This is a genomic window from Thermodesulfobacteriota bacterium (assembly GCA_035325995.1).
In the GTDB taxonomy this organism is placed as follows: Bacteria; Desulfobacterota_D; UBA1144; order Nemesobacterales; family UBA2774; genus JADLGH01.
Map to the genome: position 1 here is coordinate 65,589 of DAOKYU010000003.1, position 16,080 is coordinate 81,668.

Sequence of the window (16,080 nt, forward strand, 5' to 3'; positions counted from 1 at the left end):
TCTGCCGCCGGTTTCCCGGAATGCCGGAATTGCAGGCCCGACTTCTCGAGCGGCTAATTCTTCTGCATGTCCTGAACCTTCTTCATCAGGCCCGGATCCTGCTGCACGGCTTTTGCTATTTGCACATACCGGTTTACGTCCAGCCCCTCCTGTTCGATAATCTTAATCTGCTCGGTTTGCGCGCCCTGCTGGATGGACTGCACTTCCTTCATCGCCTTATTGTAGTTGTCCAGTTCTTTCTCCGATACTGCATTTTCCGTGTCGGCGGCGGGGTTCTGCTGCAGAGTATTTATCTCTACGAAGCGGTTGGGCTCGAGCCCCTCGTCCTGAATGGCCTTTACCATCTTGCCTTCCGACTCTTTCTGTAATTCTTCGACCTTAACGGCCGCTTTGACGAAGCTCTCCAGCTCCTGATCGCTTATGCCGGCGTCCGGGGCTTCCTGCTGCTGTAACGCCGGCGGCTGCTGGGCCGGGGGAGCTTCCTCCGCATGTAACGAATACGCTCCGGTAACGACAAGCATCAAAACAAACGTGTAAAACATCTTGCGAAACATAAACTGCCTCCTTATGCCTTTATTCCCAAGGCTAAATGACCGCACACGTCATCTCAAGCATTTTTTGGAAGCCGGCCGGCGCGAAGGTGCGTCATTATGAAATAGCGAAACGTCCCTGACATTTCTCCGAACCGGGGGCAGTCCGGACAATGCCTTACCCGACAGATTGAAATCCATTCGCCCGGCAGGGGGGGGAAATTCGCATTGCTTTATAATGTTGGATAGTGTATGGTTTCCTTTAATCAACGTGGGCTATATGGGATCCTTGGATTGTATCCAATCTTCTTCTGAGGTCTGCAGAAAAATATCTGGTAGACCTTTCTGAATCTATACCTTTCCTGACCCAGATTGGACCTACTGCCGGGTTGTATGGGAGCTGGATGCGCAAACTCAGGATAGGAATTGTCGATTTCATAACCAAATCACCGAATCACTCTCTCTGGGCACGCGTAATGCATGCGAATTTCATGGGCATCATGCCGCAGGTCATAGCCAGATGGTGCGAAAACGCCGGACACGAAGTTGATTATTTCATCTTCACCGGTCTCGAAGACCTCGCCGAGGACGCCCCAAAAAACGTAGACATGGTCTTCATAAGCGCCTTCACGCAATCCGCCATACATGCCTACGCGCTGAGCGGCAAATACAGGAAAGAGGGCGTCGTCACGGTACTCGGCGGCCCGCACGCCAGGTGCTATCCCGAAGACGCCGTCAAGTATTTCGATTACGTCATGGGCGTTACGGACGAAGAGCTTTGCAGGGAGGTCCTGGCCAACTGCTCGCAGTACAGGCCCATAGGCGTGCAGCTCGCGGCGAAGAGCTCGCCCCGGCACCTTCCCGGCGTGAGGGAGCGCTGGAAATTCATATCGAAGGCGCTCGAAAAGACGACACGTCTTTTCAGGGTGGTCCCGATGATAGGGAGCCTCGGGTGTCCCTATACCTGCAGCTTCTGCATCGACGCGAACGAGCCCTACCAGCCTCTCGATTTCGAGGTGTTGAAAGAAGACCTGAGATTCATTCTGACAAAAATTAAGCGCCCGCTGGTGAGCTGGTACGACCCCAACTTCGGCGTCCGGTTCGACGATTACATGAACGCCATAGAAGAAGCGGTTCCCCAGAACAGCATAGACTTCATAGCCGAGAGCAGCCTCTCGCTCCTGTCCGAGCCCCATCTGAAGCGCCTCCGGCAGAACGGCTTTCAGGCCCTTCTCCCGGGCATCGAATCGTGGTTCGACATGGGGAACAAATCCAAGACCGGCGCGAAGCAGGGCATCGACAAGGTAAACGCCGTCTCAGAGCACATAAACCTGATATTGAGTTATATACCCTACGTGCAGACGAACTTCGTCGTGGGGCTCGACAGCGACAATGGCCCAGAATCCTTCGAGCTGACAAAGAGATTCGTCGACAAGGCGCCGGCCGCTTTCCCGGCGTATCCGCTCATAACGGCGTTCGGCAGGGCCGCCCCCCTTAACCTCGAATACCAGAGCGACGGCAGGGTGCTCCCGTTCCCTTTTCACTTCCTCAACAACAACCACGCCTCTAACGTAAAGCCGAAGAACTATTCCTGGCCCGAATTCTACGATCTCCTTATAGGTCTCGCACAGTATTCCTATTCGTGGCGCGCCATATACAACCGATTCCGCGCGACACGGACGAGGATACCCCGGTGGATGAACCTCATGCGCGCGATATCCACCGAAGGCTCGGGCAGGCTCAAGTTCTACAGGAAGATCAGGAAATTCCTCGACGAAGACATACAGTTCAGGGCGTTCTTCGAGGGCGAGACGCGCGTCGTTCCGCAGTTCTACGTGGACATGATAAAGAAAGACCTCGGAAAGCTCTGGCATTATCTCCCCGAAGACGGGATATACCACGACCCCAACGCCTACCTCAAATCAGAGATGGAAAAGAGGCAGAAGAAAGCCCGGACGGCGTAGAGCCGCCCGGTTTTTTTCAGTGTCTTTGTCCTCGGATAATACCTCCGGAAATTCCTACGGATAAACCCCCGGGAGCCTTTCGGCCCTGTATATAAAGTTGTTCGGGTCGCTGATCTCGAATACCTTCACGGGCGGCGTCGTGTGCGTCACCTCGGCGATGACCGCGGGCGTGCGCCCTCCGAATGTTATGAGCACGTTTCCCGTATGCGGCAGCTTGTCGGCGTCTCCCAGGAAGCCCGCGAAGATCGGCTCCGGCGAAAATCCCGTGGACTCCCAGGCTATGGAGACGTCCATCGAAGACTCGTCGATGCTGTATTCGATAGCCCTGCTGAAGTTCTCCGGATATACCGGCTCGAACGGGCTCGAACGGAAATTGCCGTTGTCGAAGAGCATTATATTCCCCTCTTCCGTGATCATCGGTGCGTGCTGATGATACTGGAAGAAAAGCTCGTCGTCCGTGTCGGGGTTTAAGAGGAACGGGCCGAAGACGTCCGGGTCCCAGTTCGAATGCGTGCCGAGAATCCATATAAGCCCGCCCGTCTGCCTGTCTATTTTTATCACGGCGTCCTGGTGCCGCATGGATATTATGAGCGAATCGTCCCTGGTGTCGTGGATGACGGCGTTTGCGTGAGCCCAGTCCCTCGTCGGGCCTTCGACGCCGAAATAATCGTGGAAGAACCAGTCCCAATGACCGAGTAGAGAGCTGTAGTTAATACGGTACGGGTCGATTATGTCGAGGAGATGGTATTCGTTCACCACCGTCCCGTCGGGCGCGAACTCGACTATAACGTCTCCGACGACGTTCGCTGTTTCGAGGGGAGCGGCGGGATTGGTCGTGCTCGAAGGATAGTCCGGATACTCCCTCAGCTCGCCGCTCAGCGTCAGGAAATTCCCGTTCTCCATCGCAAAGACCTCGTGGTGAAACGCCGCTGCGTCTACCGGTATACCGCCCGGGGAACCCCCCGACGTCTGTGCCGTGTACCAGCTCCTGACTGTGTTTCCCAGCATGTCGATCTCGATTATGTCGTGAATAGGGAGGAGAAGGAGCAGATTCCCGTTCGGCATTCTCCTCACGTCTCGGTCAAGCGACGAGGAACCCTCCGGTATCCTGTAGTACCATACGACCTCGCCTGTCTCGTCCAACATTATCAGGAACCCGCCGGACTCGAAAAGCGTCACGCCCGGCTCCATGAGCCCGGGATCGCTCGTAACTTCGAGCCGGGGGAAATTCTCGGGCAACTGGCCGGTTACCGCTTCGAGTGATTTTTGGAACACCGTCTCGCCGGCCTCGTCCACCGCGCTTACGAGAACCGTATTCGTCCTGCCCGGCCTGAGGCCGAGCACCGGAAGGGAGTGGTGGGCGGCGAGTCCCTCGAATTCCACGTGTGACGTGTTCGTGCCGTCGCTGATGTCTATCGCTATCCTGGTTTCGACGGGCGTATTCACTTCGAGCACTCGGCTCAGCGGGGCCCTTTCGTTAGCCGGCTTTATCTCGGCCGAAGGCTCTTCGACCGGGGGCCCGTTCAAAAGGATATTGTCGCCGCTGCATCCCGATATGCTGAGAAAAGCGACCAGAACCAGCAGAGATAAATGCACGATTACGCGCCGCGTATTTAAAAAGTAAACCATCAGGCAGACCCTCCCTTATAAATCGGCCTTGGCTTTTGGAGTTTTTAGAATAGACCGGATTGGTCACATTATCGCATATAATGTAGCTGCAATGCAACATATGTTGTAGCATTAGCGCTACAACGCGTAATACAAACACTACACGTCAACCCAAATTGGATGAATCGGAAGGGACTTACACCGAAAAAACGGGCGCTTTAAGCGCTAACCGAAAGGGGAGTCCGGAATAAATGAATAGAGGAAAAACGTGGTGGAGATGAGGGCAACCGAACCCTCGACCTCCATGTTGTGAAGGCCAATTTAGCGAGTCGTGCGTGCAGGCGCACACATTCGCATCGATTGGTTTTATTCAGTCCGCCAATATCGAATATGATTAATTGTATTGCATCAATTAGTTCGGATTTGAACGCGTACCAGCTTTAACTCCTCCCAACGTCCCAACCTCTATACACTAAAAACTGTAAATACGGCTTTATACACCATATGACCGATGCGGAATTACCCCTCCTTCCATATATTTAAAAGTGAAATTTGAATATCGGGAGGCTTACAATGAAAAAGATTTTTGTTTACGACCTGCCTACGCGTTTCTTTCACTGGCTTTTCGCTTTCCTTTTCGTGGCGGCTTTTGCCATTGCAAAAACCGTGGACGACGAAAGCCCGCTTTTTAGCTACCACATGCTGGCGGGTATAGCCATTGCGTTTTTACTGGTGCTGAGGTTTATATGGGGATTTATAGGCACGACCTACGCGCGTTTTTCATCCTTCAAACTAAATCCCATCGAGCTGATCGTCTACTTTAAAGACGCGGTCGTCTCCAGAACCAAATCATATCTCGGTCACAACCCGGCTTCCAGCTACGCGGCGGTGATCATGTTTGCCTGTGCTATCGGACTGGCCGTCTCTGGTATATTAATGGCTAACGGCGGCGAAAACGATACACTTGAGGAGCTCCACGAGCTGCTGGCTAACATATTCCTGATTTCTGTTATTATTCACGTAGCCGGCATCGTCTTTCACCATCTTAAGAAAAGAGATTCTTTATGGTCGAGCATGCTGGACGGCAAAAAGAAGACAGGTTCGGGCGCCCCCGGTATTGCCGGCACGAGGCCGGTTGCGGGGCTGCTTCTCGTGGTTCTTTTTGTATCGTGGCTCGGGTATTTGGCTGCTAACTACGACAGCAGCACTCGGACCTTGAATATACTGGGAACCGAGCTAAGACTCGGAGAAGCGGAACATGGAGCAGAGGGCGGTTATGGAGAACACGGCGAAGAGCACGATGACGACTGAATTTGCATAAAATGACCAAAAAAGAACGACTTGTAATATCCGCTATTTTGGTCCTTATAGCCGTTCTGACTTTTATAGATATCTTCAATGACTATCTGGAGGGGGTAGCATTCTGGCATATCTCGGTTGAAACCATAATAGGGTTAGCGGCGCTGGCAGGGGTTTACTATCTGATAAAAAGCCATTTTACCATGCAGCGTACGCTTGAGAAGGAGAAACGATTCTCGAATGAGCTTAATATCGAAGCTCAAAAATGGAAGCGCGTATCGAAGGCTTATGTGGACGGATTGAGTGTTGAAATTAACAAGCAGCTGGACAAATGGGAGCTTACCAACGCCGAGAAACGGGTCGCATTCCTGCTGTTAAAAGGGCTCAGCATAAAGGAAATAGCAGATTTGAGAAAAACAAGTGAAAAAACCGTCCGCACACAGGCGAATTCTATCTATTTCAAGTCCGGGCTCCCGGGCCGTTCCTCGTTATCAGCCTTTTTCCTCGAAGACCTGCTGCCTCCAAAACTATAAGTACTCTTGCTATCAATGCTTGTTTTTGCTCCTTCACGCTCCATACAAACGCGCTGCGAAGGTGAAAGAGTGATATAGCGATAGCAAGTTAGAAATTGTGAAAACATAGGTACGTGCGATTTGTGCTATAGCGCCGGCCAGCGTTAAAAAGCAAGTGACCATTCGAGTGGCCGTGATTTCCATGCCCATTCGTTTCTGGAGTGTTGACATCCCGTTGGTCGGATACGCCGCCCTACTCCCGTTATATACGAGTCCGGGCAGGATGTCATCCCATGCCCCGGCCGCGTAATAGGTACAAATTAAGCCCGTGTAACCGGTTTTTGATTTGCAATCTGTATCTGTACGACAGGAATATCCGGTCCGAGCTTCTTATGTGAATAAAGCAATTATACGGTTTCTTAAATCTTTCGCTAACAACCGGTCATCTAATCCTGCAACAAAGCCTGAAAACCGGACAGTGCTCTTCAGGCAGGATCGAGAGGAGGCTTTTCATCATGAAAAAAGTATTTGTAATCGGAGGGATAATCGTAATCATCGTCGCCTGGTATCTGTTCAGACCGGAGAAGCTGTTCATCGACGAAAGTGTAAATGAAGGGTTCCCCTCTCGGTACTCCGAGCAGAGTGATGATTCCCCTCGGGTCGTATCGGAAGGCGAATTCCACGGCGTGGCTCATGAGACCAGCGGAACAGCCTCTATCTTTAGGCTGCCGGAAGGAAGCTATGTGCTCAGGCTCACAGATTTTGAGACCTCGAACGGCCCCGACGTGCGGGTATATCTCGGCCGGGCGGAGGATGCCAACGACAACGACACCGTAACGAATGCAGGTTATATAGAGCTTGGGGCCCTGAAGGGTAACGTTGGAGATCAGAACTACGACATACCCGCGGATACCGACCTTGGGAAATACCACTCCGTAACTATCTGGTGCAAAAGATTCGCAGTCAACTTCGGTACGGCTCCATTAACGGTAAAGAACTGACGCTTGGAGCCTGGGTGATGCCGGCGAATAACCATTACGATGTGATAGTTATAGGAACGGGGGCGGCTGGAGGGAAAACTCTGGCCTATTCGACGCCCGTTTGGAATTAGTAAGGCCCTCTATCGTTTCTTGAGCCGCTCCCGGGATAAATCAATTGTCACGGACTCGGCTCACAGAGCGTGGAATTCGTTGCCTAAATGCCGTTTACGCGAAAGCATGAATAACACATCCCTGGACGGTTGGAGATTTACAATCAGGGGAAGGTGATGTAAGTCACTGATATTATTGGTGGAGATGAAGGGAATCGAACCCTCGACCTCCGCGTTGCGAACGCGGCGCTCTCCCAGGCTGAGCTACATCCCCACGGAAAGGACTCAAAAAAAATTTCTAGATATCTGCTCTATCATGCGAATTGAGTCTAATTAGGATTAGACGATGGTTTGAAATCCGATACTTACATATCTCCCATGTAAGCTACTAGCATACATAATAATTACCAGAAATAAATAGTGAGAGGTTACTAAAAAAGCAAGTTAACCCCGGGAGACCTCCCTCCTTGCATGCGCCGGCATGGCCGGAAGGAATTTCATCCCCAACCGCGGTCTCGGGATAAACAAGCTCCCGCATTCTTTTCTGGAAATGAGCCCCCGTATAAATACCGGCAAAGGCAATCACGAATAAAAAAGAACCTGACGCGCCTAAGGAGAGGAGCTTCCAGAAAAAGTACGAGCCGCAATGGGACTTCGGTATAAATACTGCATAAGACTTTTGCTCTGTCGTAGCCTGCCCCCTATACCATATTCAGACAAGTTTTCGATACAATCCTACGTAGGAAGTGGCTTGGCAGGATTACATGCCATATAATTCAACGTATCGAGGTACTCTCGACGTTGACTGCTTCCCGGATTTTTTGACACTAAATTTATGGCATATAAACTCAGACCGTGGGCATAAGAATGAGCGCGCTTCTGCTTGAATTCGGATCGGACATCTGGGTGGGTGAAGGCCCGGTGGTGCCCTTTTTTCTCGGCTTCCGGTACCCGACCCGTATGGCGGCGATCCGATTGTCCGACGGAAGCCTGTTCGTATGGTCACCTATAGCGCTTTCGGACGAGCTGAAAGGCGAGGTCGATTCCCTGGGGCCAGTCCGCTACCTGGTTTCCCCCAATTTCCTCCACCACCTTTTTCTGGGGGAATGGAAGTCCGCCTATCCGAATGCCCGCCTCTTCGCCTCCCCGGGACTACGCAAGCGTCGGAAGGACCTCACCTTCGACGGAGACCTGGCCGATACACCCGACGAGGGTTGGGCGGCCGACCTGGATCAGGTCCTTGTGCACGGCAGCTTCGTGATGACGGAGGCCGTCTTCTTCCATCGCGCCAGCCGCACCGCAATGTTCGCCGACCTTATTGAAAACCTGCCGCACGACTGGTTCGGCGGCTGGCGGAAGTACATAGCCCGCCTCGACGGAATAATAGAGCCGAATCCCGGCGCTCCGCGGGAATGGCGCGCGAGCTTCATCGATCGCCGGAGAGCCCGCGCCGCGCTTGGACGAATTCTCGACTGGCCGATCGAACGGGTGCTGATAGCCCACGGCAAACCCGCGGCCTCGAACGGCAAGGCCTTTGTCCGAAACGCCTTCACGTGGCTGCCGGGGTCTTAACTTCATTGAAACGACTGAAAACCCGGAGGGGAATTGAGCGAACCATTGCGCTTACCTCGACGCCTTCACCGCCCTGTTAGACGCCCAGCGCTCGAGCTTGGATATCTCCTCGCGCATAGTCGTCGAAAGCGGCACTATGGACGAGGCCGCTATGATGAGCTCCCTGTCGGTGAGCTCCTTCTCGCGCGAGAATGATTCGAACAGCGCCGATATGACGGCCTGCTCTATCTCGGCCCCGCTCAGCCCCTCGGTATTTTTAGCGAGCGAATCGAGGTCGAAGTCGTCCGGATTCTTGCCGCGGTTAAGGAGATGTATCCTGAATATCTCCCTCCGCTCCTTCTGGTTCGGGAGCGTGACGAAGAAGATTTCGTCGAACCTTCCTTTTCTCAGGATTTCCGGCGGAAGAAGGTCTATCTGGTTCGCGGTCGCCGTGACGAATACGGGATACTTCTTTTCCTGCATCCACGTGAGAAAATATCCGAATATCCTCGACGTCGGGCTGTCGCCGGATTTCTCGCCGCTCCTCGTTATCCCCGCCTCGATCTCGTCTATCCACAGGACGCACGGCGACGTCGCTTCTACAGTTTTGATCGATTTTCGAAAGGCCTCTTCCGGGCTCCCCTGCGATTCGCTGTACACCTGGTTAAGGTCGAGCCTGAGTAGCGGCAGGTTCCACGACGTCGCTATCGCCTTCGCGCAGAGGCTCTTCCCGCAACCGCTTATACCCATGAGCAAAACCCCCTTGGGGACGTCGAGGCCGAACTCCTTCGCCTCGCTCGAAAACGCGAGCCTCCTCACGTCGAGCCACTCTTTTATGTTTTCGAGTCCGCCCACCTCGTCTATATCGACGCGGCTCCTGACGAAATCGAGCGTGCCGGTCTTCCGTACGAGCTGCGCCTTCTCTTCGAGAAGCGCATCGACCGCTTCGTCCCCTAGCCCGTCCCTTCCGACGAGCGTACGTCTTAAGGCGAGCTCCATTTCGAGCGCACCCAAACCCTGGAGCGCGTTTATGGAAGCCTCCCTGAACGTCGGGCTCATCGAATTCCGGAGCGCCTCGCCCGCATGCGATTTAATAATGTAGTCGAAGATCTTCCCCGTCTCGGCCCTGTCCGGAAGGTCTATGTCTATGACGGCCATTTCCTTTTCGAGCTCTGGGGGGATGGCGACGCTGCTTGCGAGGATAAAAAGCGTCTTCGGAGTTTTTCTGAGCTTCTGGTACGCGTCCTTCAGCTTCCGGACCACACGCGGATCGCCGAGGTAAAAGCCGATGTCCTTGAAGAAGTAAAATCCCTTTCCCGGCTCTTCGAGGACCCTGTCGAGCGCTTCGATAAGTCCCTTCGATTCGCTGAAAGGTCCCGAGCCGTCGCTGAGCCCGTCCGTGCACGACCAGACCGAAAACCGCGGCGAGTCCGGGTACAAACCCTTCCCGATGGACCTTATCGTGTTCTCTACCCGCTCCTCCTCCCACGAGACGAGATAGATAATCGGGTACCCTGCCCTCACGAAGGTTTCGATTGTTTTTGTGGGGAAAGCCATACCTGTCTAAGTATATAGCAGACCGCGCGGTAAACACCCGGCTAATTATAAAACCGGGGCGCTTCGCCCTACATACCCTGAGACACGACCTTCTTCGGGTGCTCTTTCCGCCAGCGGAGCTTGTTGAGGGCGTTTATGTACGCCTTGACGCTCGCGACGACAATGTCCGTGTTGGCGCCCTGCCCCTGCGTGATTATGCCCTCGTCGGCGACCCTCACCGTCACCTCGCCCTGCGCGTCGATGCCCTCGGTAATGGAGGCGACGACGTAGGTTTCGAGTACGGGAGAAAGCCCCGTCGCTTTCGACACCGCCTGGTAGGCCGCGTCCACGGGGCCGTCGCCGCTTTCGGAAACGGTTACTTCGTTCCCGTCGATGAGGAGCTTCACGGTGGCAACGGGATGCATGTCCGAGCCGCCCGAGTAGTTGGCGGATATGAGCTTGTAAAAATCCGAGGACCTTACGAACTCCTCGCTGATTAGCGCCTCGATGTCCTCGTCGAAGACGTATTTCTTCTTGTCGGCGAGGTCCTTGAACTTCTTAAACGCCTGTTCGAGGGCGTCGCCTTCGAGAAAGTATCCATACTCTTCCAGGCGGTCCTTGAACGCGTGCCGTCCGGAATGCTTTCCGAGTATCAGCTTGTTCGAGGGAATGCCCACTTCCTCGGGGTCCATGATTTCGTATGTGATTCTTTCCTTGAGCACGCCGTCCTGGTGTATCCCGGCCTCGTGGGCGAACGCGTTCGCGCCCACTATCGCCTTGTTCGGCTGTACGCTCACGCCCGTCACCTGCGTAACGAGCCTGCTCGTCGGGTACAGGTGCTCGGTGTTTATCCTCGTCTTATACGGGTTCCGGTCGTTACGGACCTTGAGCCCCATGACTATCTCTTCGAGCGATGCGTTGCCCGCCCTTTCGCCGAGGCCGTTTATCGTGCACTCCACCTGCCTCGCCCCCTCTTTGATGGCGGCGATTGAGTTGGCGACGGCAAGGCCAAGATCATTATGGCAGTGTACGCTCAGGACAGCATTATCGAGTCCCGACACCCTTTCCCTGAGCGTCCTTATTATATAGGTGAACTCCTCGGGAACCGTATAGCCCACGGTATCGGGGATGTTTATGATCTTCGCCCCGGACCTGACGGCGACGTCCACGGCCTTACACAGGTAGTCGAGGTCGGTCCTCGTCGCGTCCTCGCACGAAAACTCGACGTTCTCGGTGTAGTGAGTCGCATGCTTCACGGCGGTGCTTATGATTTCCAGCACCTCGTCGCGCGACTTTCTCAGCTTATGCTTCAAATGAATGTCGGAGGTGGCGATGAAGGTATGAATCCTCGGATACTCCGCCCCCTTGACGGCCTCCCAGCCCCTGTCGATGTCGTTGAAGTTCGCCCGGCAAAGGCCGGCTATCTCGCAGCCGCGTATCTTTTCGGCGATGATCTTGACCGACTGGAAATCCCCCTCGGACGAAATGGGGAACCCCGCTTCGATTATGTCGACGCCGAGCTTTTCGAGCTGATGCGCCACCCTGAGCTTCTCTTCCGCGGTCATGCCGCAGCCCGGGGCCTGTTCACCGTCTCTCAAAGTTGTGTCGAATATTCTAACGACGTTGTCGCTTCCCATTTCTGAAACCTCCTCGATTTAAGATAGTCTAAGCATGCGGGAGAGTTCTGTCAATGTTGGGAAACCGCGCCCCGCCGTCCCTTGAGGGCGCGAAATCAGAGTCCCGTCGGGAGGTCGATGAAAACAGTCTCTACGCCGAACTGCCCCGAGACGATCTTCGAAAGGGCCTTTAAACCTATGGTCTCCGTCGCATGGTGACCGGCGAATACGACGTTCATCCCGGCGTCCTTAGCGGTGTAGTAAACTTCTACGGCGTCGCCGGTGATGTATAGATCGATCCCTGCGTCCATTGCCTCGTAGAATCCGCCGTAGCTTCCGCCGCCGGTGCATACGGCTATCGTCTTCACCTGCTCCGGCCCGAAGGCGAGCGTCCTGCACTCGGCGCCGAGGCCCTCCGCGAGCCTGGTTTCTATCTCGGCGACCGTGCGGGCGTTCTTGAGCCGCCCCGTCCATCCCACGTTCTTCCCGCGGAAAGGCAGGAACTCGTCCTCGACCTTCGCCCCGAGGAGCTTTAAAATCTGGACGTTATGGCCGACTTCCTCGTGCCTGTCCAGGGGCAGGTGACTGCAGTAAAGGGACATGCCGTTTTCGAGGAGGATTCCGACCCTGTCCAGCATCCATCCGGCGAGAGACGGATTACGGTTGGTCCAGAAGAGGCCGTGATGGACGACGACCATATCCGCCTTCTCTTCGGCGGCCCGCTCGAATGTTTCGATCCCGGCGTCTACGGCGAAGGCCACCCTTTCGACCTTCTCCTTCCCCTCGACCTGAAGGCCGTTCCACGACGTGTCGTCGATGTCGCCGGTCCTGAGATAGTCGTCCAGGAACCGGGTGATTTCTTTAATATCGGGCATAGGTGAAATGATACTCGCTTAACGCCCGATTCCAAGCTGTGGGCCGCTCAGGCCGACTTGCCCTTCACCATGCGGTATATGAGCAGGAGCACTATGGAGCCTATGACGGCGAATATGAAGCTCCGGAGATTAAACCCCTGCTGAAAATCCGCATCTCCCAGCACCTGCGTCGCGATAAGCCCCCCGATGAACGCCCCGACTATGCCTATGATAATGGTCCAGATGAACCCGCCCGGGTCCCTGCCGGGCATAAGGAGCTTTGCGACGGCGCCCGCTATGAGGCCGAATATTATCCACGATAGAATCCCCATACCTTTAACCTCCTTAAGAGCGTTTAAATAGATATTACAATTTTTCATTGCAAGGTCCAAGCACTTTCGCCCCCCACCCATCGGTTCGCCACCGGCAGCAGCTGTCGGCAGCGCGCCGCAGATACAGGAGAATCTGAACGTATATGGCCCGGCCCCGCTTTAATCCACGGGGGGCCGGGCATCCGGTAAAATTCGGCAAGTACCGCTATTCGGCTTTATTTGGAGAGGCTTTCCTGTAGAATCTCTTCGCCAGCATCATGGCGGGGATTATAAAATAAAGCAGGTAAGAGAACGCCGTTCCGGTGGTGTCTCCCGAGGATAGGGAGCAGCCGCCGCCCCCGTTTCCGCCCGTATCGCCCCCGATAGTCGGGTCCTTGTAATCGTGTATGCCGTCGCCGTCGGAATCGACAGGGCTCTTCGGGTCGGGTCCCGCTTCTTCGGCGTCGGTTGCGCCGTCGCCGTCGGAGTCCGTATCGAGCGAATCCTTGACGCCGTCCCCGTCCGTGTCTTCGCTCCCCTCGACTGAATCCGGAATACCGTCACCGTCGCTGTCGCCGTCCGATATCGCTATCGCGAAGGGGCTCCCCGGAAGGCCGCTCACGGTCGCGGTAACGGAGCTGCTCTTCGTATCGATGACTGAAAGCGAATCGCCATCGCCGCCCACGTAGGCGCTGCCGCCGTCCGGGGTGAGCGCGATTATGGACGGCTCGCTGACGACCGTGCCGGACACGGTGGAAACGGTGCACTCGGGCCCGCACGATTCGACCTCGAACACGGATACGGACTGGCCGTTCATATTCGCGACGTAAACCGTCTTCCCGCCGGGGGTCACGGCGAGCCCCTCGGGGCTCATGCCCACCTCGGCGATATCCTCGATGAGGTTCTCCATGGATATGTTCATGCCGAGCACCTGGTTTTCGCCGAATATCGATATGAAGAGCGTTTGACCGTCGGGGCTCGCGGCAAGCCAAATTGGCCCGCACGCCTGGTCGTGTCCGCACGTAACCGGGACGTTCTCCTTAAGCGTATTATCAGACGTATCTATAACCGAAACCCCTGTATTCGTCGCAACGTAAACGTAAACCGGGCCCGCGCTTGATGTCGGCGTCACCGTGATGGACGGTGTCGACGAGCAGTTGTTCGTCCCGTCGCTGTCGCACCCTATGTCTATGCTCGAAACTGCGCTCGTTCCGAGGTCCACTACCGTAACGCTGCTCGCCCCGGCGTTCGCTATGTAGAGCGTGCCGCCGTCCGGGGTTATGACGAGACCGAATGGATTTACGTCGGGAAGATGTATCATCGAGTACGACGGGTTATCGTCCGGCGAATCTATAACATGAACGGTCTTATTGAGATCGACCGCGTACACGGTGCCGCTGTCGGGATTGACGGCTATGCCCATAAGGCTCGAAGCTATAGTAGGATCGAGGCTGCCTTTAACCTCGTTGGTCGAGGTATCGACGACGGTTATCGAATTGCCGAGGTCGGTTATATAGGCGAGCGGCGTCTGCGCCCGGGACGGCGCGGCAAAAACCAGAAGGGCTGCAGCGAATGCGAAAAACAGAAGTGCGAGACGGTTTCCGCTTTCCGCGATGTTTTTCAAGAGCATTGGCGTTTTCCTCCACGTTTCCGAATTCAGGATTTCAAATCGATATTCGAATTCCCTTCGCAGGAACAGGTGCCTCATTCAGAAATAGCCGTAAGCCCCGGCGGGAGTTTCGCATACCCGCCGGGCGCCGTCCCTGCACTATAATATACGTCACCACGGAGGCAGCCGGTTTAAACCTTTTTCAGCTCAGTTCAAAAGGTCCATCTTTATCATGCGGTTCCGGAGAATCTGTCTCGTCACGCCGAGCATTTCGGCCGCCTTCGTCTGGTTCCAGTCGGTGAGCTCGAGGGCTTTTTTTATGACCATCTCCTCGACGCTGTCGAGCGTCATCTTGTCGAGGTCGAGCTCGAAGAACATCTTGCTATCGTCGTTGTGAATCTTGACGCCCTTCCCCTGCTCGTCGAGCTGAATGTACTTGGGGTCGAGCACGTTTCCCGTGCTGAGGAGAACCGCCCTTTCGATGGTGCTGCGGAGCTCCCTGACGTTGCCCGGCCAGTGATAGCTCATGAACGCTTTTTCGACTTCTTCCGGCACCGTATCTATGGTCTTGTTGAAATCGACGTTGAAGAAATCTATAAAATGCTTCGTGAGAAGCGGGATGTCTTCCCGCCGCTCCCTGAGCGTCGGCATTTCGAAATTAATGACGTTCAGCCTGTGGTAGAGGTCTTCCCTGAACTGGTTATTCTCGACGAGGGTTTTAAGGTCCTTGTTGGTGGCGGCGACTACCCGGACGTCTACCTTTATATCCCGCTTCCCGCCTATTCTCCTGAAGGTCCTTTCCTCTACCACCTTCACGAGCTTTGCCTGAAGCGTCGGGCTCATGTCGCCTATCTCGTCGAGGAATATGGTGCCGCCGTTCGCGTCTTCGAGTATGCCGGTCTTCATCTTCTTGGCGTCGGTGAACGAGCCCGCCTCGTACCCGAATATCTCGCTTTCGAGAAGCGTTTCCGGTATTGCGGCGCAGTTGAGCTCTATTATGGGCTTTTCGGCGCGGACGCCGTTATGATGGAGCACCTTCGCCGCGAGCCCCTTGCCCGTGCCGCTCTCCCCACCTATGAGAATCGTCTTGGGGTCCGTCGTAACCAGCTTCTCGAAAAGCTCGATTATATTTTTAACGGCCTCGCTCTTCCCTATGATGGAATGAAATCCATACTCCTTCTGCTCGGTCTTGAGCCTCATGTCGAGGTTTCTCTTGAGCCTCGCGTTATCGAGCGCGTTTTTTACGATGACCTTGAGCTTGTCGAGGGAAAACGGCTTTTCTATGAAGTCGTAGGCCCCCTTCTTGATAGCCTCGACCGCCGTATCCACGTTCCCCTGGCCGCTCATGAGAATCGTTACCGGGGCGGGATCGACGGCGCTTAGCTGCCCGAGGACCTCGAGGCCGTCCATGTCCGGGAGCTTGTAATCGAGAAGGACGAGTGAAGGATTATCCCTTTTGGCCATGAGTACCCCCATGTCGCCCATGCCGGCCGTATTCACGACGTATCCTTCGTCGGTCAGACCCTCTTTAAGTCCGGCGCAGAGAAATTCCTCGTCGTCTATAATAAGTATCGTTTCGCTCATTCACCCCTCGCAGCCA

Annotated in this window: 13 protein-coding genes and 1 tRNA gene; 5 read left to right on the forward strand and 9 right to left on the reverse strand. The window is 54.9% G+C overall.

Annotated elements, in window-relative coordinates:
• Positions 1 to 53: 53 nt before the first annotated feature.
• Positions 54 to 554 (reverse strand): DUF4168 domain-containing protein, encoded by a 501-nt coding sequence (locus tag PKC29_05110; protein ID HML94790.1) that lies wholly within the window; start codon positions 552 to 554, stop codon positions 54 to 56.
• A 380-nt stretch (positions 555 to 934) separates the two neighbouring features.
• On the opposite strand from PKC29_05110, the gene PKC29_05115 reads away from it, so the two are divergent.
• Positions 935 to 2,494, forward strand: a complete 1,560-nt coding sequence (locus PKC29_05115; GenBank protein ID HML94791.1) for a cobalamin-dependent protein — start codon at positions 935 to 937, stop codon at positions 2,492 to 2,494.
• A gap of 54 nt (positions 2,495 to 2,548) precedes the next feature.
• On the opposite strand, the gene PKC29_05120 is transcribed toward PKC29_05115, so the two are convergent.
• The gene (locus tag PKC29_05120; GenBank protein ID HML94792.1) at positions 2,549 to 4,123 is read right to left on the reverse strand and encodes an aryl-sulfate sulfotransferase; all 1,575 of its coding nucleotides are present in this window, start codon (positions 4,121 to 4,123) and stop codon (positions 2,549 to 2,551) included.
• Positions 4,124 to 4,675: 552 nt separating this feature from the next.
• Between PKC29_05120 and PKC29_05125 the strand changes: the two genes are divergently transcribed.
• The 3 genes from PKC29_05125 to PKC29_05135 all read left to right on the forward strand — a co-directional run bounded on the left by PKC29_05125 (position 4,676) and on the right by PKC29_05135 (position 6,914).
• Complete coding sequence (locus tag PKC29_05125; protein HML94793.1) at positions 4,676 to 5,413, forward strand: cytochrome b/b6 domain-containing protein; 738 nt, start codon at positions 4,676 to 4,678, stop codon at positions 5,411 to 5,413.
• 11 nt (positions 5,414 to 5,424) lie between these two features.
• Positions 5,425 to 5,934: a helix-turn-helix transcriptional regulator gene (locus PKC29_05130; GenBank protein HML94794.1), complete on the forward strand. Its 510-nt coding sequence runs from the start codon at positions 5,425 to 5,427 to the stop codon at positions 5,932 to 5,934.
• 494 nt (positions 5,935 to 6,428) lie between these two features.
• A complete protein-coding gene (locus tag PKC29_05135; protein HML94795.1) occupies positions 6,429 to 6,914 on the forward strand; it encodes a DM13 domain-containing protein in 486 nt (161 codons plus the stop codon).
• Positions 6,915 to 7,200: 286 nt separating this feature from the next.
• Here the strand turns inward: PKC29_05135 and PKC29_05140 are convergent.
• Positions 7,201 to 7,277: transfer RNA gene (locus tag PKC29_05140), tRNA-Ala, on the reverse strand.
• A 593-nt stretch (positions 7,278 to 7,870) separates the two neighbouring features.
• On the opposite strand from PKC29_05140, the gene PKC29_05145 reads away from it, so the two are divergent.
• Positions 7,871 to 8,575, forward strand: coding sequence for a DUF4336 domain-containing protein (locus PKC29_05145; protein ID HML94796.1), 705 nt, complete (start codon positions 7,871 to 7,873; stop codon positions 8,573 to 8,575).
• Between the two features lie 51 nt (positions 8,576 to 8,626).
• Here PKC29_05145 and PKC29_05150 read toward each other — a convergent pair whose 3' ends face one another.
• From PKC29_05150 to PKC29_05175, 6 genes are all read right to left on the reverse strand, one after another.
• Positions 8,627 to 10,111, reverse strand: a complete 1,485-nt coding sequence (locus tag PKC29_05150; GenBank protein HML94797.1) for an AAA family ATPase — start codon at positions 10,109 to 10,111, stop codon at positions 8,627 to 8,629.
• Between the two features lie 68 nt (positions 10,112 to 10,179).
• Positions 10,180 to 11,727 (reverse strand): 2-isopropylmalate synthase, encoded by a 1,548-nt coding sequence (locus PKC29_05155; protein HML94798.1) that lies wholly within the window; start codon positions 11,725 to 11,727, stop codon positions 10,180 to 10,182.
• Positions 11,728 to 11,822: 95 nt separating this feature from the next.
• A complete protein-coding gene (locus tag PKC29_05160) occupies positions 11,823 to 12,581 on the reverse strand; it encodes a Nif3-like dinuclear metal center hexameric protein (protein HML94799.1) in 759 nt (252 codons plus the stop codon).
• Between the two features lie 47 nt (positions 12,582 to 12,628).
• Entirely contained in the window at positions 12,629 to 12,892 is a 264-nt protein-coding gene (locus tag PKC29_05165) for a GlsB/YeaQ/YmgE family stress response membrane protein (protein HML94800.1), read from the reverse strand.
• Between the two features lie 205 nt (positions 12,893 to 13,097).
• On the reverse strand, positions 13,098 to 14,501 hold the full coding sequence (locus tag PKC29_05170; GenBank protein ID HML94801.1) for a YncE family protein: 1,404 nt from the start codon (positions 14,499 to 14,501) through the stop codon (positions 13,098 to 13,100).
• Between the two features lie 186 nt (positions 14,502 to 14,687).
• Positions 14,688 to 16,064, reverse strand: a complete 1,377-nt coding sequence (locus tag PKC29_05175) for a sigma-54 dependent transcriptional regulator (GenBank protein ID HML94802.1) — start codon at positions 16,062 to 16,064, stop codon at positions 14,688 to 14,690.
• Positions 16,065 to 16,080 lie beyond the last annotated feature (16 nt).